The sequence below is a fragment of the Arthrospiribacter ruber genome (assembly GCF_019343195.1).
GTDB classification, from domain to species: Bacteria; Bacteroidota; Bacteroidia; order Cytophagales; family Cyclobacteriaceae; genus Arthrospiribacter; species Arthrospiribacter ruber.
This window is the reverse complement of sequence record NZ_RPHB01000007.1, coordinates 200,996-222,521: the sequence shown is the minus strand read 5'-3', so window position 1 is coordinate 222,521 and position 21,526 is coordinate 200,996. Positions and strand designations below refer to the sequence as shown.

The window sequence follows — 21,526 nt, the reverse complement described above, 5'->3', positions numbered from 1 at the left end:
GTATGAAAATCATTCAGGAAAAAGTAAAACTAAGGGCGTATCCAAGAGGATTTCACCTGATTACCGATCAGCTAGTGGAGGCCATTCCCGAGATCAGGTCCATCAACAAGGGCATGTTGCAGGTGTTTATCCAGCATACTTCTGCCGGACTGACCATCAATGAGAATGCAGATCCTACTGTAAGAAAAGATTTCGAATCCTTTATCAATGACTTGGTTCCTGAGGACTATTCCAAGTTTATCCATACCTATGAAGGTCCTGATGACATGCCTGCCCATATCAAAAGCAGCATCTTTGGATCAAGCGTGCAGATTCCCATTATTTCAGGCAAGTTGGCCTTGGGTACCTGGCAGGGAGTTTATCTCTGTGAGTTTAGGGATTATGGTGGTTCCCGATCTTTGGTGCTGACCGCTTTTGGAGAATGATATTTCTTTACTAAGTATTTTTCCCGAAATCAAAGCGTATTTTATATACCGTAACAAAATTTTACCTCTGATATAAATCCCTCTTTTTAAATCTTCTTCTTTCACCAAATTTACCCGCAATAGGTAAATAATGAGAGTTTTAGTTTTTCTGGTCTTCTTCGGGTTAACCTTTACTGCATTTGGTCAGGTAGGAAAGCAAGCACTTGATGGTGTGGTGGCCAGAAAGATCGATTACCCCATTACTTTGGATGGTGAACTGGATGAAGAAGTCTGGCTGGAAGAAGAAGGGTGGGCCGAAGATTTTACTCAATATTTCCCTTCAGACACTTCTTCAGCCAAAGCACAGACCAAAATCAAGGTGGCCTTTGATGATAAGTTTCTCTATGTCGCGGCTGTCATGTATAATCTCGGACCAAGGGAAAAGTATGTGTCTACCTCACTGAGAAGAGACTACAGGGGAGAGCAAAATGATGGCGTTTCTTTTATATTTGATACCTTCAATGACAAAACCAATGCATTTCAGTTTGGTGTCAATCCCTATGGCGTACAGAGAGAGTCCTTGATAGCAAACGGTGGCATGATCCCATCTGACCTCAACCTTGCCTGGGACAACAAGTGGTATTCTACGGCCAAGATCTATGAAGACTATTGGGTGGTAGAAGCAGCTATTCCCTTTTCTACGCTGAGGTACCAGGATGGCGCAGTCAACTGGAATGTGAATTTTTACCGGATTGATTCCAAATACAATGAGAGAAGTACCTGGAGTCCGATCCCTAGAAATTTTTCCATGATTTCATTGGCTTTTTCCAGAAAACTGCTTTTTGAAGAGCCTTTAAGGAAAGAAACCTCCAATATTTCTATCATCCCTTATGCTGCGATGGCTACTGATAGGGATTTTTTGGCCGAAACCGGCAATCCACCTAGACCTGCCTTTGGAGGAGATGCGAAAATAGGGATGGGACCGGCCCTTAATCTGGACTTGACCATCAATCCGGACTTTTCCCAAGTGGAAGTAGATCAGCAGGTGACCAACCTGGACCGCTTTGAAATCTTTTTTCCCGAACAGAGGCAATTCTTTCTTGAAAACGCAGACCTGTTCGCAGATTTCGGTACAGCTGGTATAAGGCCTTTCTTTTCTAGGAGAATAGGCGTGGCCAGAGATGAAAGGACAGGCCAAAATGTGCAAAATCAAATCCTCTTTGGAAGTAGGCTCTCCGGTAAGCTCAATGAAGACTGGAGGGTCGGACTTATGAATATGCAGACCGCATCAGATCCTGAGATGGGCATTTTGGGGAGAAACTTTTCGGTGGCTGCACTTCAGAAAAAAGTTTTTACCAGATCAAATGTAGGTGTCATCATGGTAAATCAGGAAACCATGAATCCAGAGGCTGGATTTCCTGTGGTCGACAGGACACGCTATAACAGGCTTGCCGGACTGGATTATAATCTGGCATCTGCTGACAACAGATGGACGGGGAAGCTTTTTTATCACAGGACATTCGAATATGAAAACAAAAACAATTCAGGTGCCCTCCATGCACAGTTGAACTACAATGATGTCAATTGGCTTCTAAGTGCTTCTTATTCTGAAGTGCAGGAAAACTTCAATCCGGAGGTGGGCTTTACCCCAAGAAGGGATTACAAAAGAATTGCCGGAAGATTTGGGCATCAGTTTTTTCCCAAATCCAGAATCATTAACAGGCATGGGCCTATTTTGGAGACAGAGACACTATGGAATGAGGAATTGGGTGTGACTGATGAGTTGCATACTTTCAGCTATAGGATACAGTTTCAGTCTCTTTCTACCCTTACTTTTTTGGCCAACAACCGGTACACTTACCTTTTTTTCGGATTTGATCCGACCAGAACCGGCGGAACACCTCTGGAATCAGGAACAGATTACCGTAACACTTTTTACTCTGTGCAGTACTTCGGCAATGCAAGAAATCCCTTTTTCTTAACTGCCAGAGGTGATATTGGAGAATATTTCAATGGAAGTATCCGTACGCTGCAGGGAACAATGAACTGGAGGATGGGTTATCTGGCCAATATTTCCATGAACTTCAGCTACAACAATATCCGCTTGCCTGAACCTCAGAATGATGCAGATCTCTTTTTGATAGGGCCTAGGATTGACCTTACCTTTACCAGAAGTTTGTTCTGGACTACTTTCTTCCAATACAACAATCAGATCGACAATATCAACATCAACACCAGGCTGCAGTGGAGGTATGCGCCGGTATCAGATCTTTTTGTAGTCTATACCGACAATTATTTCCCAGGCACTTTTATTCCCAAGCAAAGGGCGCTAGTGATGAAGCTCAATTACTGGTTGAACATTTAACCCTACTATGTCAGGTTGTAAAATGACTAGAAAAACCTCGCAGGTTTAACCTTAAACTTAACTTGACAATGCAGGACTAATCCAGTTGGGTTTTGGCAAATTCCATGAAGAAATAGACAATCGGTGCAAATAGCAGTACCGGGAAAACTACTATAAAAAACTTGGGTACTCCTGTTCCAAAACCGGAGCCGCTATGGAATGAAAAGTATTCGATAAGTATAAACATCAAGATCAGGTTAAACTTAAGCCATCTCCACAGTTTGGCATTTATCTGAACGAGTGCTTCTACTTTCTCCGGATTGTTTTGAATAGTATATTCATTGATCCTTGGCTTTTGGTTGTAAAATGTGACACCGAAAAAAAGTATGGTTGCAATGATAGGAATGGAATAAGTCATGTTGCTTGCCCAGTATTCGCTTGGGTTTTCAAAAAAATTGTAATCCGGAGCAACTGCATCAGCTCCTACGTGCTGAAAATAATAGGTCATTGCCCAAAGTAAAATAAGAGATGCAAAGCCCAAAATTTCTATCACCCTGTCCCAAATGTTCATTTTTGGCCTTTTATTTAAAGCTTCTTCGGTTTTTTTCGAATGGTGTGCTGTCATGTCATTTGCAAATTTAAAAATTCAATGCTTTGCTGCGCATCTTGGTAAAAGAGATTATTTAAGCGGTAATTCAAGCTTGTTTTTCTTTCCGGTCAACACGATAATGCCGTCATTGGTTTCAGACTCTTTTCCATTAAGTATCACTGTATCTTCAGAAGTATCAAAATGGACTTCCCAATCACCTGATTTGAGATTTATTTCTGTGTGGAGCTTCCCATTCTTTTTTTGATAAGAAAGATCCAGTTCATTGTCACCTACGGTGACATTTTCAATTTTTGCCTCCTCCCAAGACGTGGGAAGCATAGGGCGCAAGTGTATTTTTTTGTTGCCGGCATCAGGTTGAATCCCAAAGAACTGGGTTACTATCGGAACGGCATAAGCGTAAAGGTTCCATGCTTGGGTCATCATGCCATAATCCGGGGAGACCTCATATATAGATCCTGGTAAGGCATAGCTAAAAGAACGGGTAAGGCGCTTCAGATAGTCCAGTGCTTCGTCGGGCCTTCCATAATTATTTTCTGCCACAGCCTGCACTCCTGTGGGAAGGGTCATCACCGCGCCTGTGTAAGAAAAGACTTTGCTTCCTGCAAAAGAGCCGTCCTCATATTCTGAAGCATCATCCCTGTCTATTCCTGTGACAAAGACGCCAAATGGATTGACAAACCTTTTTCCTTTGTCCAGTGCCTTGAGGGCTTTTTCTTCATCCGCTATACCCATTTCCATAGGTGTGTTGACTACCCAATTGTGGAACATCACAAACCCTCCCTTCTTATTTCTGGGATAGGAAAGCAGTTTTCTTCTCGTTGCTTTCAATTCCTCTACTGCCCAAGGTTTTTCCAATGTGTCGGCCCTGATGATGGCAGCATCGATCATGGTCAATGCCTCGGAAGCAGTTCCGATAAAGTCCGCGTAGGAATTGAATTCTTCAACCCAGAATTCTTCGTTGATTTTTTGCTTCAGTTCTGTGGCCAGGTTTCTGTATTTCTTTTCATTTTCCACATCATCCATTACTACGGCCATTTTGGAGACATCATCAAAAGCTTTTTGGGTGTACACGGCGACATCTATCATTTCTGATTCCAATCCATGTATTTCCATCATACCATAACCATCCGGAAAAAGGTTGCCATCTTCGTCATTTTCCTCCATCAGCCAGATCATTCCCTGGAGAACAAAAGGGTAATATTTTTCCAAAAACTCCTTGTCACCTGTCCACTGATAAACCGTCCAGATCAAAGAAGCAAACTGAGGTGTTTCGTTGATGTTGCCGGGATTGAAAATCACACCTGTAGTACTGGCTTCATGGATAACCCTACCGTTTCCATTACTTCCCGATAGCTTGTGGATAAGTTCGATGGTGCTGTAGACCAAATCTTTTCTTCCTGTGGCAATGGCGCCTTTGAGGGTGTACTCGTTGTCCACACCAAACCACCACGGGTAATCAGGTATGCCGGCACCAAGGCCTCTACCGACTTCGGGTACATCCCTTACCAACCATTCTGTATTGTATTTGACCCACTCATAGGCCCTCTGCATGCCCTTGTCAGGAATGGTGATTTTTGCCTTTTCAGCTATTTGCTGATAGTGCTTTATCTTGTCTCTTAGGTATGTTTCAGCGTGTTCTTTGAGCAGATCATAGGTTTTTTTGACGTCATCTTCTGATTGATAGGATCCTGAAATGAAAAAGGTAAGAACCTCCGATTTTCCGGGTGAAAGACTCAGGTTATACGTCAGCTTTCCCGACTTACCTTTTCCCTGGGGGGAATAATGGCAGGTGGTAGAAGCCTCTTTGGAGTGGCTTTCAGTTTGGCCTGAGCCAAAAAGAACGTACCAGTCGTTCCCTTCGTCTTTTCCCATCCAAGCTTGTCTTTTTTCGTCGAAGGTCAGGATATCCTCATGGTCTTCCATTCCCACACGCTCGCCCAACCAGGCAGGCATGAGGTCGGTGTACCCGGTAAATTCAAAATTGATGGACTTTTTGGAGTCACCTACGTTTTTCACTTCAAATTCTATTACCATGCCCTCTTTGCCGTCCGGCACAAACTGGAACCTTTGGATTTCCAGATCAGGGACGGAACTTGTAAATACATGTTTGTTGGCCACGGGAAAGTTGATGAATTCATCGGCCTTATCCAGACAATAAGCCTGATTACCGGAAATAATGGCTGCTGTAAAGCCATCCATCAGCTTGATGGGATGATTCCAAATGCCTCCCATTTCTCCTTCTACGTGAAATCCCAGATCGGGGAAAGTGCCGTTTTGATGCCCTACCATGTAAACCCTGTCTCCGGCCGTGACAAAAGGTGAATTGATGTATTCTGCATTTCCGGCTATCTGGTCCAGGTCATTCACCAGACCTGAAAGTGGATCTTTTGAGGGTTTTGTTTGGCAAGAAATGAAAACGACAAAAATAAACAGGAAGTATTGGGGATTCAGCTTCATTGTTATAATGGTTTAGGGAATCTGGGCAAATTTAGGGCCTTTTTCCAAATTTGATAAAAATGTCGGAATTGCCTTGTTCCCGATTTTTTAAAAATAAAAAACGGAGCCCTTAAAAGAGCTCCGTTTTTTTAATCCGGCTGAGGGTTTGATGTATCGATGGGTGTTATCAGCACCTCAATGGCATTTGACTCAATGCTACTGCCATCTTCAAAGTCCATGTACATTACGAGCCTGTGGACTCCCTGAAGTTCTGGATTTCTATTGAATACAAAATAATAGCGGCTAAAATTGGACTCATTTACAAAACTGGAGAGGAAGTCTTCTTTTTCTATAAAATTCCGTCCATCAAAAGTGAATGCTGAAATGGTGAAGAGGTCTTCCCCTGCTGGATGTGAAGAAATGAAACCCTGATTGCTCATGAGCCTGATATTCCTGACTCTATTATTGATAAAGTATTTAGGAAAACAGTCATCACTGTCATTGGGATTGATAGCAATAACCTTATTCATATTGATCTGTACAGCAAGGTTGTTTACAGGTAATTCAAGATCATTGTTCCAGTTAAGCGCATCCAAGTCTTCTACATTTAGGATTTTTGGCGCGATAGTGATAGCCTGGATATCATATTTGGTCGGAGAACAATTGTCCTCACAGGAGGTCAATACAATAAGTCCTGTCAATATTAGGAGAAGACCATAGAATGTTGGCTTAGTACGCATCATAGGATTATTACTTTTGGCACGAATATAGGGTGCTGGATCATAATTTTCCAATTTCTCTCCAAGTGACCAGCTTTATATTTTGTTCTTCCAGTAGCTTTTTGGCTTTTTCGCTGGTGAAAAAGTCAAAATCCTGCTGTCTCCATTTGGAGTGCCAGTGGTCAAAACGGGTAGTGACTGCTCTCATTTCTTCATCATCATAAGCTACATGAATGAGGAGAACATTTACTCCTGGTTCAAGATTTTGAAGTGATTCGGTATAAAAGGAAGCCAGTCCAATTCCATCATAGACTTCAGGGCTGCCTATGATTACTTTGTCAATGATTTTTACTTTTTCTAGGTCTATACCTTCAAAAAGCCCTTTATTGGGCAGCACTACACCCTCAAAAAGCTCATTGACCATCATGGCAGGAATGTCAAATTCCTGTGCCAGCCGCAGATAAGAGGCCACATATTCCGGTCTTCCATAAAATACGCAGCCCATGTGGGCATCCAGATGGGTGGGTTTCAGGCCCAATGCCAAAGCCGCCTCAATCTGTGCCCTGATTTCTTTTTCCACTTCTTCTGGGCTTGCATTTTTGGCTACAGAAGCACAATCAAAATGAAAGTGGCCGTCTTTCCCGACCAATCCCGGAACTTCTGATTTGCTGCTTATTGGACCCCAACGGTAGTTGAACCACTCGTCGGTAAGCGTGATATGTACTCCTAAGTCAATATCGGGCATGTCCTTGACGAGTTCAGCCACCTCTGTCGCCCAAGGGCTTGGCATCATGATGCTGGTAGAGTTGACGACACCATTTTTCATAGCTGCCACTGTGGCGATATTTTCAGAATGGGCCAGACCTATATCATCTGCATGAATGATAAGTAATTTGTCATTTGGGCCATAGCCCAGTTTTTCTGCCAAATTCCTTTGTTGGGCATTCACCTGGAAAATGATCAGGGCCAGAATCAATGTGGATATTTTTTTCATAGGAGGGTTTTTTCAATATAAATCTATATAATTATCTGCATTCATAGCTACTAAATTAATTGACTCTTGAAATCAGGTATCCAAATATCCAATATCTACCAATATCCATCAGTATCTTTTACAACCACCGATTTACACAGATGAACACAGATACTTTGCTGACACAAATAATTGTGATAAATCCTAAATCAATAACCCTTTCCCTTCCCTGTTTTTGGCGATAAGCCTTATTCACTTTTGACCATCCCTCGGCCAAAAACAAAAATCAACATCAAATTTCTAAACCCAGGGTTAAAACCCTGGGCTATAACATCTACGCCCTTACAGGGCTTGGGAATTTTCATGTGGAGGACTAAGTCCAAGAGTGGGAAGAAGGTGCTTCAAAAGAAAGATCGCACTTTCCTCCCTCATCCTTAATCTCTCATCCCCGCCTGGATGACCAGTCGGACAGGCTTCCTCCTTTTCTCACCCTATCCCGAATCGCTTCGCTCTCGGGACTTTCGCCAAAGCTCCAGTTTCAATGATATATCAACTATATTTCTACCATATTTCCACTTTATTTCAACCTAAGGAATATCTCAATATCTATTAATATCCATCAATATCCACAACCCCTATCCCGAATCGCTTCGCTCTCGGGACTTCCGCCAAAGCTCCAGTTTCAACTTTGTTTCAATTAATATCTTAATATCCACCAATATCCATCAGTATCCATTAATTTTCCCACCCCCATGCCGGCCCAGGGCTTTCGACTTCTTTGCTCAGGTCAAATTTGACAGAGAAAAACCTTTCGCTACCGATTCTTCTGAGGTTGTAGGTAAATGAGTCATCATCCAAGGTGATCCACCATACATTGTTGGCCGCATAAGGAATCAGGTCTGTAGTTTCCTGGTCAGCAGGGAAGAACTGGATTTTTTCCATTCCTGTATTGGAGCTGATTCCGCCGTATTGGGTCACCTCATCCTCTGAACCGTCCTCATGCCGGTGATCATGCTTGAGTTTTATCAGTCCGTTTTCCTGTGTCAAAACCCAAGTCCGGGATTTGTCATCTCCTACAAAAAAGGGAATGTGGATAAAACCATCCCCGCAATCCACTACGTGCATGATGAGTTTTTTGCCTGAAAAAGGATCGTTTTCTGAAGGAGTCATCAACTCTCCTTCGTATGCTTTTCCACAATGCTTTTTAAGATTTTCCCAAAAGAGTTGATTTCCCGGTTTTTCTTGGGCTATGCCACAATAAGAGATAAGGACAAATAGAATTGTAAAGATTTTTTTCATTGTTCAGGTTTTTCATTTGGTACTCAATTAGCAGTAATCCTTCCATTTGCGCAAACACTTTTATTTAACAGGCTGTTAAAAATCCAAATGAAATTCCGAAGAGTTGTAGTTTGGTTTAGAAATGACTTAAGGGTGCACGACAATGCACCCTTATTTACAGCATCCCAAAAGGCTGAAGAGGTTATCCCTGTGTATTGTTTTGACCCTAGATGGTTTGAGGACACCGAATTGGGTTTCCCCAAGATGGGTTCTCATAGAGTCAAATTCCTTCTAGAAGCTGTGGATAACTTAAAAGAAAGCCTAAAGGATTTGGGTTCTGATCTGATCATTCTTAAGGGCAATCCGGAAGAAGTCTTGCGGGATTTTGCCATTGAGGTGGAGTCAGATGCGGTGTACTTTTCCGAAGAAGTAACTTCAGAAGAGAAAAAAGTGGAAGCAGCCCTAGAGCAGGGACTTTGGAAGAAAGGAATCAAAACCGAGAGCTTTTGGCAGAGTACGCTGTTCCATTTGGAAGATTTGCCTTTTCCGATCAGCCAAGTGCCGGAGGTTTTTACGCAGTTCAGAAAAGAGTGTGAAAAATACGCAGCTATCAGGAAGACATTTCCTGTTCCGGGAAATCTGCAGGCCATTCCGAATGGAATTGCGGGCGAAAGCCTTCCGGAATTAAAAGCATACGGTTTGGAGAAGCAGAATTCCGACCCTCGTACAGTGTTGGTGTTTGCAGGTGGAGAGAGGGATGGTCTAAAGCGACTCCAAACCTATTTTTGGAAAAACGATTGTCTCAAAAATTACAAGGAAACCAGAAATGGACTCTTGGGTGCGGATTACAGTTCCAAGTTTTCTCCTTGGTTGGCAATGGGCTGCATCAGTCCCAGGTATATCTACGAAGAAGTCAAAAAGTACGAAAAGGAAAGGAAAAAGAACCAATCTACTTATTGGCTGATTTTTGAATTGATATGGAGGGATTATTTTAGGTTTATAGCCAAAAAACACGGAAACAGGATTTTTCAGTTGGGAGGTATTAAGAGCAATGTGGATAAGTGGCTTAGGAATGAAGATCTTTTTTGGAAATGGGCCAATGGTAAGACAGGAATTCCCTTTGTGGATGCCAATATGCGGGAGCTGAACGCAACCGGATTCATGTCCAACCGGGGGAGGCAGAATGTAGCTTCTTTTTTGGTCAATGATCTGGGGATCGATTGGAGATGGGGAGCGGCCTATTTTGAAAGTCAGCTGATAGACTATGATGTCTGCAGCAATTGGGGCAATTGGATGTATGTGGCAGGTGTGGGGAATGATCCTAGGGAAAACCGGTATTTCAATATCCTAAGGCAAGCGCAGCAATACGACAAAAAGGGGGATTACGTGAGGACCTGGATCCCTGAACTACAAGGGATAGCCGGTTTTGATATACATATACCATTTGAGTTATCCACAAAGGAATTAAAATCTAAGGGTGTGAATTTGGGTTCGAGTTATCCACATCCATTGGTGAAGATGAGGGCTTATACTTGAAAGCCAGACTGATTCAGGTTCCGAAGACTAAGTTTATCAGCTGTTCGACATTTGCAATGCCGAATGCAGGTGAAAAGAGTTTTTCATTCTGCTTACCTTTGCAAAGGACGAATTGTAAATTCGTGATATCTGTACTCGAAATTATAAATTTCGAGTAGCTGATGCATACATAAAACTATTGTTGGATCAACTTGCTGAAAAGTATAGCCCTAAAAGTCAGAATTTTTAAGGATATTTCTGAAAATTGATATCCCAGATGAGCAAGATACACTTCCCCTCCCGAGTTTTTAAACACCTCTTTGTTATCCTGATAATTAGCTGTATTTCATGTAAAAAAAATGAAAAAGCCAAGCAAATTGGGCAGATGGAGGCATTTGCGGAAATGGTAGCGGCAGATGTGAAGCCCCTCGCTTTGAGTGAAGCGATGGATACTGAAATTATGGATAAGCTACTCGGTGAAGCGGAAAAAATCGCTGAAAAATATAGTGTTTCTGTTTACAGGGAGCCTGAACTTATCCACACTGATTTGTTTGACAAAAGCATTTCATCCGGTAAAGAGGTGTTGATTTTCCATAAAGAAAATGCGCTTCAGGCCTATTTCGACCTCAAGCGTACTCTGGATATGGGTGAAATTGACCCAGAGGCGGCTGCGAGAAGGTTCGGGAGATTGTTGGGTTATCCACCTGCCCATATCAATGAGCTTCTGGCCAAAAACACCACCTTCAGGACCCTGCCTGATTTTGGTATTCAGGCGACCAATATTTTTCTTTATTATTCAGACCTTGAGCAGGCCACCTTATTTTATGGGGATGTTTTGGGAATGGAGCTGCTGTCTGATTATGAGTTTGCAAAAACATACAGGGCTGCGCCGGACGCTTTGATCACTTTGGTAGATGCTGCTTTAGGAAGACACAAGGCAGAAGAGCCCAAAACTGTAGCCATTGCGCTTCTGACGGATCAGTTGCCTGAATGGTACGCCTACTTACAGGAAAAAGAAGTAGAGATCAAGTATACTTACAAGCCAAAGGAAAACAATGCCCATGATGGTTTTGTGGCAGTAGATCCGGAGGGGTACCTCTTGGAGTTTGAAACCTTCAAGCAGCATCCTGAAAATGAAAAACTGATGCCCCAGCTCCAAAAATTTGACCCCTTGAAGACCGAAAATGCGGAAATAGCCGCAGGATTAGGCTTTTACGGAGCAGTAACTTGGATGTACTACGAGGACTTACAGGAGGCAGAGCGTTTTTATGAGGAAAAAATAGGCCTGACCCTAATCGTGGATCAAGGTTGGGCCAAAGTGTATCAGGCATCAGAAACCGGATATATAGGCTTGGTGGACGAAAAAAGGGGAATGCACAACTATACAGAAAAGAAGGGGACAAGTATAGCTTTTGTGGTGGATGACTTGGAAGCTTGGTATACTTATACACAGCAATATGCTCCATTTGCTTTGGAAAGGGAAATGTATACCGGTACAGAAGATAGGTACAAGGCTTTTGTAGGCATTGATCCGGGAAAGTACTTTTTGGAGTTCAATACTTACCTGGGCCATGATGACAATGCACGGCTGTTTGAAGTGCTTCACAAGTAGAATTACAAGTTTGGATATACAGCACTTTGCGAGTGCGATATAAAAAACCTGACTTTGCTGGATTTCGATATTCATTTAACAGTAAATTACGCATATCATAAACCCGCAAAAATCATTTTTTTAGGTTTTTAGCTCAAGTTTTGGGGGCTTTATCACCTTTTCTTGTTATTCCCGAGAGAGCATTCTTTTTTTGTTCTGTAATCAAACTTTATAGTTATGACCGGATTTTTGAAATGCTTGGTTTTTTTGTTGGCTTTATCTTTCTTTCAAGAAGCAGCCCATGCACAGACCATTGATTTGGATGAAGAAGAAGGAATGGATTTTCCCGTTCTTTCAGAAAGAAGTACCTATTACTATATCACGCCCATGGGAACATTTGGATTACAGCTGGGCCATCAGGCCATGCAGAGAAGGCTGGATAATTCCTTTGGTCTCAAAATGAACAGGTTCACGGACTACTCAGGCCTAGGAATAGGATGGAGAAGGAATTTGATGTTTTATAATTTCAATTTCTACTTCCCCGCTTTTGCCTCTGTAAATTTTGACAGGTCCTCAAGTGGTTCGACGATCATAGAATCCAGAGATTTTTTTGGGGACTTTTCAATAGGCAGAGCTATAGTGGCCAATGACCATCATTTTATCATATTGAGAGCTGGCTTGGGAGTCGTGGGGAGAGAATTGAGCATCACCCAATATGATGGCAGCAGCTTTGATTTCAATAATTTCCGTGCAGGCAATGGGCAGGCCTGGCCAAGATTAGAACACATTTCAGGTACTTTAGACTTAGGACTGGAATACTTGCCAAGGGCTTTGAGAGCTGTATCGGCCATGGAGAGCATACAGCTGGGATACAAGACCGGAATCGGCTCGCCAAGGTGGAGGTCTTCTGATGCTACATTGGTCAACTCGTTTGGAGACAGGGTTTCACTTATTTATCTGAAGGCAGCTGTAGTTATCTCAAGAGAGCGCTGAAATGAACTTGCTTTTGTCGACAAAGTGGATCCTTTTTATTATGCCCCTATTCTTTAATATGGGCAGCCCGCAAATTTCTCAGGAAGAAAAGGAGGCTATTTTGGTGGTATACGTCAAGCCAAGCCTTAACTTTTCTTCATTCAGGCTTTTGCTGGATGAACAGGAGGTCCTTCCTGAAATCAGGAGAAACACATACTATGTCATCAAAACCAAACCGGGAAGAGTCAAACTGGAGACGAAAGGAGCAACATTGAGAAACCTGACTGAAAATAAATCTTATAGTCTTACCTTGGAAGCCGGAAAAACCTATTACCTCGAAGCCATCAGGGAATATCAGGTATTGATGAGTACGCTTCACTTGGTAAGAAGACCGCAACAAACAGGGGAATTGGCCATAGAAAAAATGAATGCCGAGTATATTGATCTCACAAAGAGCAATTAGTAATGGAGGATAAAGGATTGGCTGTGAAAATAATGAGGCCGGTAGGAATACTCTTGTTTCTTGGAGTACTGGCTTACTGGCTGCTCCGGATTTTTCAGCTCATCCAAGTGGAGATGTCCGCCGGGGATGAGAATTATTTCGGAAACCTACAGGTGTTTCTTCTTAGCTGGTTAGCCGTTTTCATCTTGATCAACATACTTGCTTGGGCCAATTTTAAATTTCTCTTCCTGAAGTGGAAAGAAGGGAATATACCTTGGTATTTATTTTGGGGTCTTGAGCTATTGCTGTTATTGGTGTTTTTTGAATTTCTGCAGTGGACGGTCATGTATGAGGAAGAGATTTTGAAAGATAACCTGATCCTCACAGGAGTTGTCGCACTTTATTTTCTTGCGATTACCTGGTTTTTTGATTTGATGTATACCAGAAGGAAACAGGCTGAACTGATACAGCAGAAAGAAAAAGCTGAGCTGAACCTATTGCAGTCACAGCTCAATCCCCACTTCCTTTTCAATGCCCTGAATTCGACATACAGTTCCGCAATTCAGGAAGAAAGTCCGCATACTGCCGCTCAGATTCTTCAGCTTTCGGACTTAATGAGGTTCGCTTTGGAAAAATCCAAGAAGGATTTTATCAGCATAGAGGAAGAACTTGATTTTGTGGATAAGTATATGAGGATTCAGAAAAATAGGTTTGGAAGTTCAGGTGAAGAGTCAATGGATATAGAGATCAATTGGGATGGTTTTCCTGCGGAAATCAGTCCTATGTTGGTACAGCCTTTTCTGGAAAATGCCTTCAAATTTTCTGAATTTGGTTCGGGTAATCAGAATGGTAAAATCCTTGTCAGGATCTCTGTGGAAGAAGGGGAGTTATCCATCCATATTGAAAATACTTACCTTAAAGAACAGCTTAGGGATAATAAAGGCACTGGAAAGGGAATTGACCTGGTCAAAAAGAGGCTGAAGAGCCTATACCCGGGAAAGCACAGTCTGACAATAAAGGATTCTGGAAAGGTATTCACAGTTTTGATGAAAATAAATTTAAAAAAATGACATGTTGATAAATGCTATTGCGATAGACGACGAACTTCCAGCTATAGGAATCATCAAGAGTTATGTGGATAAAGTCCCTTTTATCCGATTGGTCGACAGTTTTACCGATCCAAAGGAAGGCTTGGAGTATATTTATTCCCATCAGCCAGACCTGGTCTTTTTGGATATCAACATGCCGGGAATGAAGGGTACTGAGCTGGCCAAGATCATTCAGCCATTTGGCAAAAGCTTTATTTTTACGACGGCCTATTCCGAGTTTGCCCTTCAGGGCTATGAATTGCAGGCCTTGGACTACCTATTGAAGCCCTTCTCTTTCGAAAGGTTCCTGACTTCACTCAACCGGGCTTATCAGGAAATTGTGAGGAAAAAAGGGGAAGAAACCAGTGTTTTCTTTAAAGACAGTTATGATTGGATCAGGGTAAATCTCAGTGAGCTTAAGTACGTCAAGTCCGATGGTAATCTCTTGTTTATCCACACTAAGACCGGGAATCTTAGCACCAGGATGACCATGCAAGAATTGATTGCTATACTCCCTTCAGATACCTTCATGAGGATTCACAAATCTTGGTTGGTCAATCTCAATGCAATAGAAAAGCTGGAAAAGCATCAGGTTTGGATTGAGGGGGATGCGGTTCCTTTGGCCAATAATTACAGGGAAATGGTGGAAAAAAGGCTGTTGAAAAAACCTTGACTTTATTAGCTTGCTTTGTCATGTTAGAAAATGACAAGAAAAAACCTGCCAGGGTTCTTTTTGAAACGATAAAAATTAAAGCTGTTTTGGCTGATAAACCTGACAGGTTTGACCTAATCTGTTACTATGACAAAGTAGGATTAACACGGCAACCAATTTCGTTTAAGTGTAGGAGAAATTTTCCAAAGTTCTGATTTATGGACAATGTTTGTTTTTTTCTTTTAATCCAACTTTGGAAAAGTTTAAATTGAATTTGCAGTCTTATTTTAACGACATTCATACTGCATAAACAGTCCTATTGTGGAAAAGTGGAATTTTGTAAGTGTGGGAGGGAATATCATAGTGGGGAAAAACTTTGTTAAAACAATAGATAAGCTGGGTATTTTTCTCCACAAAGACTCCTTTAGAGTGATTTGGTTCAGGTAGCACGGAAATTGTGTTACCTGAAGATTATTGAATTTCTGCTATGACATTTAAAAAGATTTTTAAAAATCCCGTCCGGGTCTGTGCCTACTTTCTAGTCGTGATAGGCTTGTACTTTGCTGTAGCTGGGATCATAGCTGCAAAGGGCGTATTGGCACCGGTGATCGTAGCTTTGATTTTGGCCATGCTTTCAGTTCCTCTGGCCAGAAAAATTGAATCCTGGAAAATTGGCCGGGTCTGGTCCAGCCTGATGGTGCTTCTTGTCAATATGATGGTCATCGTTGGTGTGGCCATATTGGTGTCTTTGCAGGTAAGGGATTTTTTAGAAGATAGTGATGATTTGGAAAAACAGTTTTACCCTACTATGGTCGCTGTGGAAAACTTTGTTTTAGAGCATACTCCTTTGGAAAAAGGCAAGCTAGAGTCTTACAAAGAAGATCTGGGAATAGGGGAAGACAATGAAGGTGAGGATGAAGAAAAAGAAGTAGGAGAAAATGGTACTGTAGAAGTCCTTGGGGCTACTTTTAGTTTTTTGGCGGATTTTTTATTGATGTTCGTTTACCTTTACCTTTTTCTTTTTTACCGCAAGAAGTTTTTCAAATTTGCCATGCTGCTGTTTCCAAAAGGAAGTAGGGATAAATATAAAGCAACCATTGTCAAGTCAGTGGGTATGGTGCAGCATTATTTGGGAGGGAGACTGATTTTGATGGTTTTTCTGGTAATTCTTTATACGATTGGATTATGGATTTCCGGTGTGGAAAACTTTGTTCTCGCCAGTTTGATTGGAGCAGTTTTGTCCCTTATACCTTTTATTGGCAATATGGGTGCCTATGTGATTGCATTGGTCTTAGGTGTTGGGGCCGGAGGAGATACAAGTACCGTTATAGGCGTTACCATCACCTTTCTGATTGTGCAGATTTTGGACTCTTATGTGTTCCAACCAATTGTATTCAGCAACAAGCTTAACATCAATCCTTTTTTCGTGATATTTTCTGTGCTGGTCGGAAATGCCCTTTGGGGTGTGATCGGGATGGTGATTTCAATTCCGGTATTTGCTATCATCACTATTTTCTGCAGAAATATTCCTGAGCTGAAAGCTTTCGGATATGTCTTCAGCAATGAAGAAAAATTGTTGAAAAGTGACTAAGATCTTCTTAAATGTCAGCCAGAAAGCTTTCTAGAATCGAAATTGAAGTATTTTTTGCTTCAAACATCCCCATATGGCCCACCCCTTGGAGTTCGTGGTACAGGTCAGCAGTTGATTGATGCAGTCTGCTGTTTACCAATGGAACAGCCATGTCCATTTCACCTGCGATCATCAATTTTTTCCCTCCAAAATTTTTCCAGACCTCCATTCTGTCTTTTCTGTCACGCATGGCTTCTGTATAGGCGATTACACCTTTCAGCGAGCTGGTTTTTCCTGCTTCAATGAGCCTGTCAATGGTGTCGGCATGCATGTCTTTATTGGCCTGGGCAAACAGTGGCGGAACAAATGAATCCATAAACTTATCCACACCGTGCTTTTTCAGAAAAGTGATGGTTTTGTTTCTGGTCTTTTTCTTAACCATATCATCAGGCATAGCTGTGGAGTGAAACAATCCTATTCCTTTGATTTCATTGCCTAACAATTCGGCTAATGCTAAAGTGACATAACCTCCCAAAGAATGTCCGATGATAACGGGTTCTCTGATTCCTTCCTCATCCATCCATTCTGAAAGATTTACTGCTATGCTTTCCAGATTTGTCTTTTCTTCCTGAAGTGTGCTCTCCCCAAATCCCGGTAAATCAGGGCAATACACCGTGAAAGATGTGGATAAGTGATCAGAAAAAGTTTTCCACATTTCTTTTCTTTCACAAAACCCGTGAATAAGTATGACTGGAAGCCCCTTACCGTTTTTAGAAAAAGCTATCATGCATTGAAACTAAGAAAAATATTGTACCTGAGAAAACCGGTCGTTCCAACCGAACTTTTGTTCTCTAAAACATCATTTCCCCAAGGGTTAAACCCTGTGTTATTGTATCGATCGCTCCAAAGGAGCTTTGGAACACCTCTAAGCAATTACATGATTGAATTTACTAGCAATAAATCGCAATCACTAGCCAACTACTCATTTCTGAATTCTCGGCTCTCGCTTCTAGTCTCTAATCTTTAAACTCAACAGTCGCCATTTCTTTTACTGCTTGCATGATTCCTTCCGGATCAAAGCCACATTCTCTATGAAGTTCCAACTGCTCTCCATGCTCTACTACTCTATCTGGAATGCCCAGGCGTTTTACCTGTGCCTGATAACCATGGTCCATCATCCATTCGATGACGGCTGATCCAAAACCTCCCATCAGACAGCCATCTTCTACGGTGATTACCTTCCTGAATTTCCCGAAAATCTCATGCAACAAGTCCCCGTCCAATGGTTTGACAAATCTCATGTCATAGTGCGCTGGATCCATTCCTTCCAAGGTAAGCTTCTCAGTAGCTTCCACAGCATAGTTGCCGATATGGCCAATGGTCAGAATGGCTACATCTTTTCCTTCCTTGACAATCCTTCCCTGACCGATAGGGATTTCTCTCATAGGTGTTCTCCATTCAGGCATCACGCCTTGACCTCTTGGATATCGGATAGAAAACGGTCCTTCAAATTTGGTCGCGGTGTACATCAGGTTTCTTAGTTCTTCCTCATTCATTGGAGAAGAAACAACCATATTTGGAATGCACCTGAAATAAGCCAAATCATAGGCGCCGTGGTGCGTAGGTCCATCCGCTCCGGCAAAACCAGCCCTGTCAAGACATAGCACCACTTGAAGATTTTGCAAAGCCACGTCGTGAATAACTTGATCGTAAGCTCTTTGCATAAATGAGCTGTAGATATTACAGAAAGGAATCATCCCCTGTGTAGCCAAGCCGGCCGAAAAAGTCACTGCATGTTGTTCCGCGATGCCCACATCAAATGCTCTGTCGGGCATCTCTTTCATCATGATGTTAAGAGATGAACCTGAAGGCATAGCAGGTGTAATGCCCATTATTTTCTCGTTTTCTTTGGCCAATTCTACTAGGGTATGACCAAAGACATCCTGATATTTAGGCGCTTGAGGGGCTGATGGTGTTTTCTTATAAATTTCCCCTGTGACTTTATCAAAAAGTCCAGGTGCGTGCCAGGTAGTTTTGTTTCCATTTTCAGCTGGAGCATAACCTTTACCTTTTACGGTGACACAGTGAAGTATTTTTGGACCGGGAATATCCCTCAGGTCTGATAAGACCTCTACCAAATGATTGACATCGTGCCCATCTACAGGTCCAAAATAGCTGAGATTGAGAGATTCGAACAGATTGCTTTGCTTTAATACTGCGGATTTAATGGCTCCTTCTACTTTGGAAATCACCTCTTGGGCGGAAGTGCCAAATTTGCTGAATTTGCCAAGCAGGTTCCAAACTTCATCCTTTACCTTATTATAGGTGTGGGAAGTAGTTATGTCTGTAAGATAATCCTTAAGGGCTCCAACATTAGGGTCTATGGACATGCAATTGTCATTGAGGATAATGATCATGTTGGTGTCTGATACACCTGCATGGTTCATGGCTTCAAAAGCCATACCGCCGGTCATTGATCCGTCGCCGATTACTGCCACATGTTGTTTGAGCTTGTCTCCTTTATATTTGGAAGCCACAGCCATCCCCAATGCTGCAGAAATGGAAGTGCTGGAATGCCCTACACCAAAGGTATCGTATTCACTTTCTTTTCTCTTTGGAAAACCTGATAATCCCCCATATAACCTATTGGTGTGGAACTTTCCTTTTCTTCCGGTCAGGATTTTGTGGCCGTAAGCTTGATGACCTACATCCCAAACCAACTGGTCTTCAGGTGTGTTGAGCACATAGTGAAGTGCCACAGTGAGTTCTACTACACCTAAGCTGGCCCCGAAGTGGCCACCATAGACAGAAACGTTGTCTATGATAAACTGGCGGAGCTCGTCACAAATCTGAACAAGCTGGTCTTTGGAAAATCTTTTGAGATCGTCAGGGGTGTCGATCTGGGATAGAAGTTTACCTGGTTGGATTATCATCAGCGAAACGTTTCATTTTTAAAGTTAATTAACACAAAGGGGTGTCAATTGTTTGAAAAAGCAATGCATTGGATCAGAGACTCCCTAAGCGTCTCTTTTTGGTTATCAAATGTTTAATTTAGCATTATTTGGATATCTTTGGTTCCAAATACCGTGCAAAATTAAAAGAAATAAAATAGTAACCAGTGAGTTTCGAAATCAAATTGCCACTTTTCGAAGGTCCTTTTGACCTAATGCTCTTTTTCATCGAGCGTGATGAGCTGGATATCTATGATATTCCCATTTCCAAAATCACCCAGGATTTTTTGGATTACATCCATCAGTTGGAAAAAATGGAGATAGAAGTCGCAAGTGAATTTATCCTGTTTGCGGCCACACTGATGAAGATCAAATCCAAAATGCTGATCCCGAGGCCGGAACTGGATGAGCAAGGAGAAGAAATAGACCCAAGAGAAGAGCTGATCAGGCACTTACTGGAGTACAAGAAGTATAAATCCGTCATAGCTGATCTTGCTGCGCTGGAAGAAGAAAGGCTTTCCAAAGCCAAAAGGGGAAATGTAGCGGCAGAACTTAAATCACTCCAAAAGATAGATGATGTGGATGCTGAAATGCAGGACTTGGACTTGTATAAGCTCTTGAAGGTGTTTCAGAAAGTGATGAACAAATATGCCTCAAGGACTGACGAGACCAAGCATACTGTGATACAGTATCCCTATACCATCGAACAGCAAAAGGATTTTGTATTGGAGAAAATGGCATTTAGGGAAAAAATTCCATTTTCTGAGTTTGTGGAATACAAGCCTGACAAAATTTTTGTGATCTATACATTTTTGGCAATCTTGGAACTTCTTCAATTGTCGCAGGTTACCATTACCATAGGAGAAGGGTTTAATAACTTTTGGGTGGAAAAGACAGAACAGGTGGCTACAGAGTAGTGTATGAAGTTAGATAACAAGAAGATTTTTGAGACGCTCAACCCCAACAAAGTTTGGGTGCCTATACTCATTGGTGTAGGTATCGTATTTTTGATGTTTTACCTCGATCCCAATGTCAATGCCAAAACTCTGAGAGGGGTTTTTGATGCATCTGCCTGGGGGATTGCCTTGGCGATATTTGTGATCCTATGTAGGGATGCAGGATACATTTATAGAATAAGGGAAATTACGGGTAAGAGATTGACCTGGATGAGGGCCTTGTATGTGATCATACTTTGGGAATTTGCCTCGGCGGTGACACCTTCCATTGTGGGCGGGACGGCAGTGGCTGTTTTTATCCTTCACAAAGAAGGCATCAAATTGGGCAAGGCCATAGCATTCGTCATGGTAACTGCCATTCTGGACAACCTTTTCTTCGTAATCGGAGCACCTATCATCCTCTTCTTTGCGCAGGGTAATATTTTTCCCGCCAGCAGGGTCATGGAAATGAAGCTGGGGAGAAGCCTTGAAGTATTGTTTTGGACAAGTTACGCCCTTTATGCCATTTATTCCTTGATCATGGCTTTGGCGCTTTTCTACAGGCCTAGGGTATTCAAATGGGTCCTATTGAAAATTTATTCCATTAAATGGCTACAAAAATGGAAACATTCGGCCAATGAATACGGCAATCAGATCATAGAAGCATCCAAAGAGCTTGTCGGCAAAAGCTGGAATTACTGGCTTCCGATAATAGGGGCAACGATATTTATCTGGAGTTCCCGATACCTTATGCTCAATGCTTTGATAGGGGCTTATGAATCCCTGTCGTTCAGTGAGCACATCATTATTTTTGCCCGTCAGGTGATCATGTGGATTGTCATGATGATCTCTCCTACTCCGGGCAGCAGTGGTACGGCCGAATTTTTCTTTGCCCAGTTTTTCGCAGAGTTTTTGGCAGGATATACTTTCGTGACCAGCATTCTATGGAGGTTGCTTTCGTACTACCCCTACTTGCTTTTAGGCGCGATATTCTTGCCTAGATGGATCAAACAGGTTTTTTTCAAAAAGAAGGAAGCATAATGTTT

The 21,526-nt window shown here is 42.1% G+C and carries 18 protein-coding genes; 11 read left to right on the top strand and 7 right to left on the bottom strand.

Annotation, left to right across the window (positions count from 1 at the left end):
* Positions 1 to 2: 2 nt before the first annotated feature.
* Together EGN73_RS15615 and EGN73_RS15610 are read left to right on the top strand one after the other, a co-directional pair.
* On the top strand, positions 3 to 425 hold the full coding sequence (locus tag EGN73_RS15615) for a secondary thiamine-phosphate synthase enzyme YjbQ (protein WP_219291883.1): 423 nt from the start codon (positions 3 to 5) through the stop codon (positions 423 to 425).
* A gap of 130 nt (positions 426 to 555) precedes the next feature.
* Positions 556 to 2,769: a carbohydrate binding family 9 domain-containing protein gene (locus EGN73_RS15610; RefSeq protein ID WP_219291879.1), complete on the top strand. Its 2,214-nt coding sequence runs from the start codon at positions 556 to 558 to the stop codon at positions 2,767 to 2,769.
* 76 nt (positions 2,770 to 2,845) lie between these two features.
* Here EGN73_RS15610 and EGN73_RS15605 read toward each other — a convergent pair whose 3' ends face one another.
* The 5 genes from EGN73_RS15605 to EGN73_RS15585 all read right to left on the bottom strand — a co-directional run bounded on the left by EGN73_RS15605 (position 2,846) and on the right by EGN73_RS15585 (position 8,785).
* Positions 2,846 to 3,373: a hypothetical protein gene (locus EGN73_RS15605; protein ID WP_246611608.1), complete on the bottom strand. Its 528-nt coding sequence runs from the start codon at positions 3,371 to 3,373 to the stop codon at positions 2,846 to 2,848.
* 54 nt (positions 3,374 to 3,427) lie between these two features.
* Positions 3,428 to 5,815 carry an alpha-L-rhamnosidase-related protein gene (locus EGN73_RS15600; protein ID WP_219291876.1) on the bottom strand — a complete coding sequence of 796 codons (2,388 nt, stop codon included), beginning with the start codon at positions 5,813 to 5,815 and terminating at the stop codon, positions 3,428 to 3,430.
* A 128-nt stretch (positions 5,816 to 5,943) separates the two neighbouring features.
* Positions 5,944 to 6,537: a hypothetical protein gene (locus EGN73_RS15595; RefSeq protein ID WP_219291874.1), complete on the bottom strand. Its 594-nt coding sequence runs from the start codon at positions 6,535 to 6,537 to the stop codon at positions 5,944 to 5,946.
* A 37-nt stretch (positions 6,538 to 6,574) separates the two neighbouring features.
* Positions 6,575 to 7,507: a polysaccharide deacetylase family protein gene (locus tag EGN73_RS15590; protein ID WP_219291871.1), complete on the bottom strand. Its 933-nt coding sequence runs from the start codon at positions 7,505 to 7,507 to the stop codon at positions 6,575 to 6,577.
* Positions 7,508 to 8,221: 714 nt separating this feature from the next.
* Positions 8,222 to 8,785, bottom strand: coding sequence for a hypothetical protein (locus EGN73_RS15585; protein WP_219291868.1), 564 nt, complete (start codon positions 8,783 to 8,785; stop codon positions 8,222 to 8,224).
* A gap of 87 nt (positions 8,786 to 8,872) precedes the next feature.
* Between EGN73_RS15585 and EGN73_RS15580 the strand changes: the two genes are divergently transcribed.
* The 7 genes from EGN73_RS15580 to EGN73_RS15550 all read left to right on the top strand — a co-directional run bounded on the left by EGN73_RS15580 (position 8,873) and on the right by EGN73_RS15550 (position 16,615).
* A complete protein-coding gene (locus EGN73_RS15580) occupies positions 8,873 to 10,300 on the top strand; it encodes a DASH family cryptochrome (RefSeq protein WP_219291865.1) in 1,428 nt (475 codons plus the stop codon).
* Positions 10,301 to 10,556: 256 nt separating this feature from the next.
* The gene (locus tag EGN73_RS15575) at positions 10,557 to 11,891 is read left to right on the top strand and encodes a VOC family protein (RefSeq protein WP_219291862.1); all 1,335 of its coding nucleotides are present in this window, start codon (positions 10,557 to 10,559) and stop codon (positions 11,889 to 11,891) included.
* A 216-nt stretch (positions 11,892 to 12,107) separates the two neighbouring features.
* Positions 12,108 to 12,863: a hypothetical protein gene (locus EGN73_RS15570; RefSeq protein WP_219291859.1), complete on the top strand. Its 756-nt coding sequence runs from the start codon at positions 12,108 to 12,110 to the stop codon at positions 12,861 to 12,863.
* A gap of 40 nt (positions 12,864 to 12,903) precedes the next feature.
* Positions 12,904 to 13,305: a DUF2846 domain-containing protein gene (locus EGN73_RS15565; protein WP_219291855.1), complete on the top strand. Its 402-nt coding sequence runs from the start codon at positions 12,904 to 12,906 to the stop codon at positions 13,303 to 13,305.
* Positions 13,306 to 13,307: 2 nt separating this feature from the next.
* Positions 13,308 to 14,354 (top strand): sensor histidine kinase, encoded by a 1,047-nt coding sequence (locus tag EGN73_RS15560; RefSeq protein ID WP_219291853.1) that lies wholly within the window; start codon positions 13,308 to 13,310, stop codon positions 14,352 to 14,354.
* Position 14,355: 1 nt separating this feature from the next.
* On the top strand, positions 14,356 to 15,045 hold the full coding sequence (locus tag EGN73_RS15555) for a LytR/AlgR family response regulator transcription factor (RefSeq protein WP_246611607.1): 690 nt from the start codon (positions 14,356 to 14,358) through the stop codon (positions 15,043 to 15,045).
* 466 nt (positions 15,046 to 15,511) lie between these two features.
* Positions 15,512 to 16,615 carry an AI-2E family transporter gene (locus tag EGN73_RS15550; protein ID WP_219291852.1) on the top strand — a complete coding sequence of 368 codons (1,104 nt, stop codon included), beginning with the start codon at positions 15,512 to 15,514 and terminating at the stop codon, positions 16,613 to 16,615.
* Positions 16,616 to 16,622: 7 nt separating this feature from the next.
* Here the strand turns inward: EGN73_RS15550 and EGN73_RS15545 are convergent, their stop codons facing one another.
* Positions 16,623 to 17,381, bottom strand: coding sequence for an alpha/beta fold hydrolase (locus EGN73_RS15545; protein ID WP_219291850.1), 759 nt, complete (start codon positions 17,379 to 17,381; stop codon positions 16,623 to 16,625).
* Between the two features lie 229 nt (positions 17,382 to 17,610).
* Entirely contained in the window at positions 17,611 to 19,527 is a 1,917-nt protein-coding gene (dxs, locus tag EGN73_RS15540) for a 1-deoxy-D-xylulose-5-phosphate synthase (RefSeq protein WP_219291848.1), read from the bottom strand.
* Between the two features lie 185 nt (positions 19,528 to 19,712).
* Here dxs and EGN73_RS15535 point away from each other — a divergent pair, with 185 nt between their 5' ends.
* Both EGN73_RS15535 and EGN73_RS15530 read left to right on the top strand, forming a co-directional pair.
* Positions 19,713 to 20,462 (top strand): segregation and condensation protein A, encoded by a 750-nt coding sequence (locus EGN73_RS15535; RefSeq protein ID WP_219291845.1) that lies wholly within the window; start codon positions 19,713 to 19,715, stop codon positions 20,460 to 20,462.
* 3 nt (positions 20,463 to 20,465) lie between these two features.
* Complete coding sequence (locus EGN73_RS15530) at positions 20,466 to 21,521, top strand: lysylphosphatidylglycerol synthase transmembrane domain-containing protein (protein WP_219291842.1); 1,056 nt, start codon at positions 20,466 to 20,468, stop codon at positions 21,519 to 21,521.
* Positions 21,522 to 21,526 lie beyond the last annotated feature (5 nt).

Coding starts and splice junctions, on each gene's coding strand:
- EGN73_RS15550 (WP_219291852.1), top strand. CDS start 15,512: ATGACATTTAAAAAGATTTTTAAAAATCCCGTCCGGGTCTGTGCCTAC.
- EGN73_RS15600 (WP_219291876.1), bottom strand. CDS start 5,815: ATGAAGCTGAATCCCCAATACTTCCTGTTTATTTTTGTCGTTTTCATT.
- EGN73_RS15555 (WP_246611607.1), top strand. CDS start 14,356: ATGTTGATAAATGCTATTGCGATAGACGACGAACTTCCAGCTATAGGA.
- EGN73_RS15580 (WP_219291865.1), top strand. CDS start 8,873: ATGAAATTCCGAAGAGTTGTAGTTTGGTTTAGAAATGACTTAAGGGTG.
- EGN73_RS15615 (WP_219291883.1), top strand. CDS start 3: ATGAAAATCATTCAGGAAAAAGTAAAACTAAGGGCGTATCCAAGAGGA.
- EGN73_RS15560 (WP_219291853.1), top strand. CDS start 13,308: ATGGAGGATAAAGGATTGGCTGTGAAAATAATGAGGCCGGTAGGAATA.
- EGN73_RS15575 (WP_219291862.1), top strand. CDS start 10,557: ATGAGCAAGATACACTTCCCCTCCCGAGTTTTTAAACACCTCTTTGTT.
- EGN73_RS15595 (WP_219291874.1), bottom strand. CDS start 6,537: ATGATGCGTACTAAGCCAACATTCTATGGTCTTCTCCTAATATTGACA.
- EGN73_RS15590 (WP_219291871.1), bottom strand. CDS start 7,507: ATGAAAAAAATATCCACATTGATTCTGGCCCTGATCATTTTCCAGGTG.
- EGN73_RS15605 (WP_246611608.1), bottom strand. CDS start 3,373: ATGACAGCACACCATTCGAAAAAAACCGAAGAAGCTTTAAATAAAAGG.
- dxs (WP_219291848.1), bottom strand. CDS start 19,527: ATGATAATCCAACCAGGTAAACTTCTATCCCAGATCGACACCCCTGAC.
- EGN73_RS15570 (WP_219291859.1), top strand. CDS start 12,108: ATGACCGGATTTTTGAAATGCTTGGTTTTTTTGTTGGCTTTATCTTTC.
- EGN73_RS15530 (WP_219291842.1), top strand. CDS start 20,466: ATGAAGTTAGATAACAAGAAGATTTTTGAGACGCTCAACCCCAACAAA.
- EGN73_RS15545 (WP_219291850.1), bottom strand. CDS start 17,381: ATGATAGCTTTTTCTAAAAACGGTAAGGGGCTTCCAGTCATACTTATT.
- EGN73_RS15565 (WP_219291855.1), top strand. CDS start 12,904: ATGCCCCTATTCTTTAATATGGGCAGCCCGCAAATTTCTCAGGAAGAA.
- EGN73_RS15610 (WP_219291879.1), top strand. CDS start 556: ATGAGAGTTTTAGTTTTTCTGGTCTTCTTCGGGTTAACCTTTACTGCA.
- EGN73_RS15585 (WP_219291868.1), bottom strand. CDS start 8,785: ATGAAAAAAATCTTTACAATTCTATTTGTCCTTATCTCTTATTGTGGC.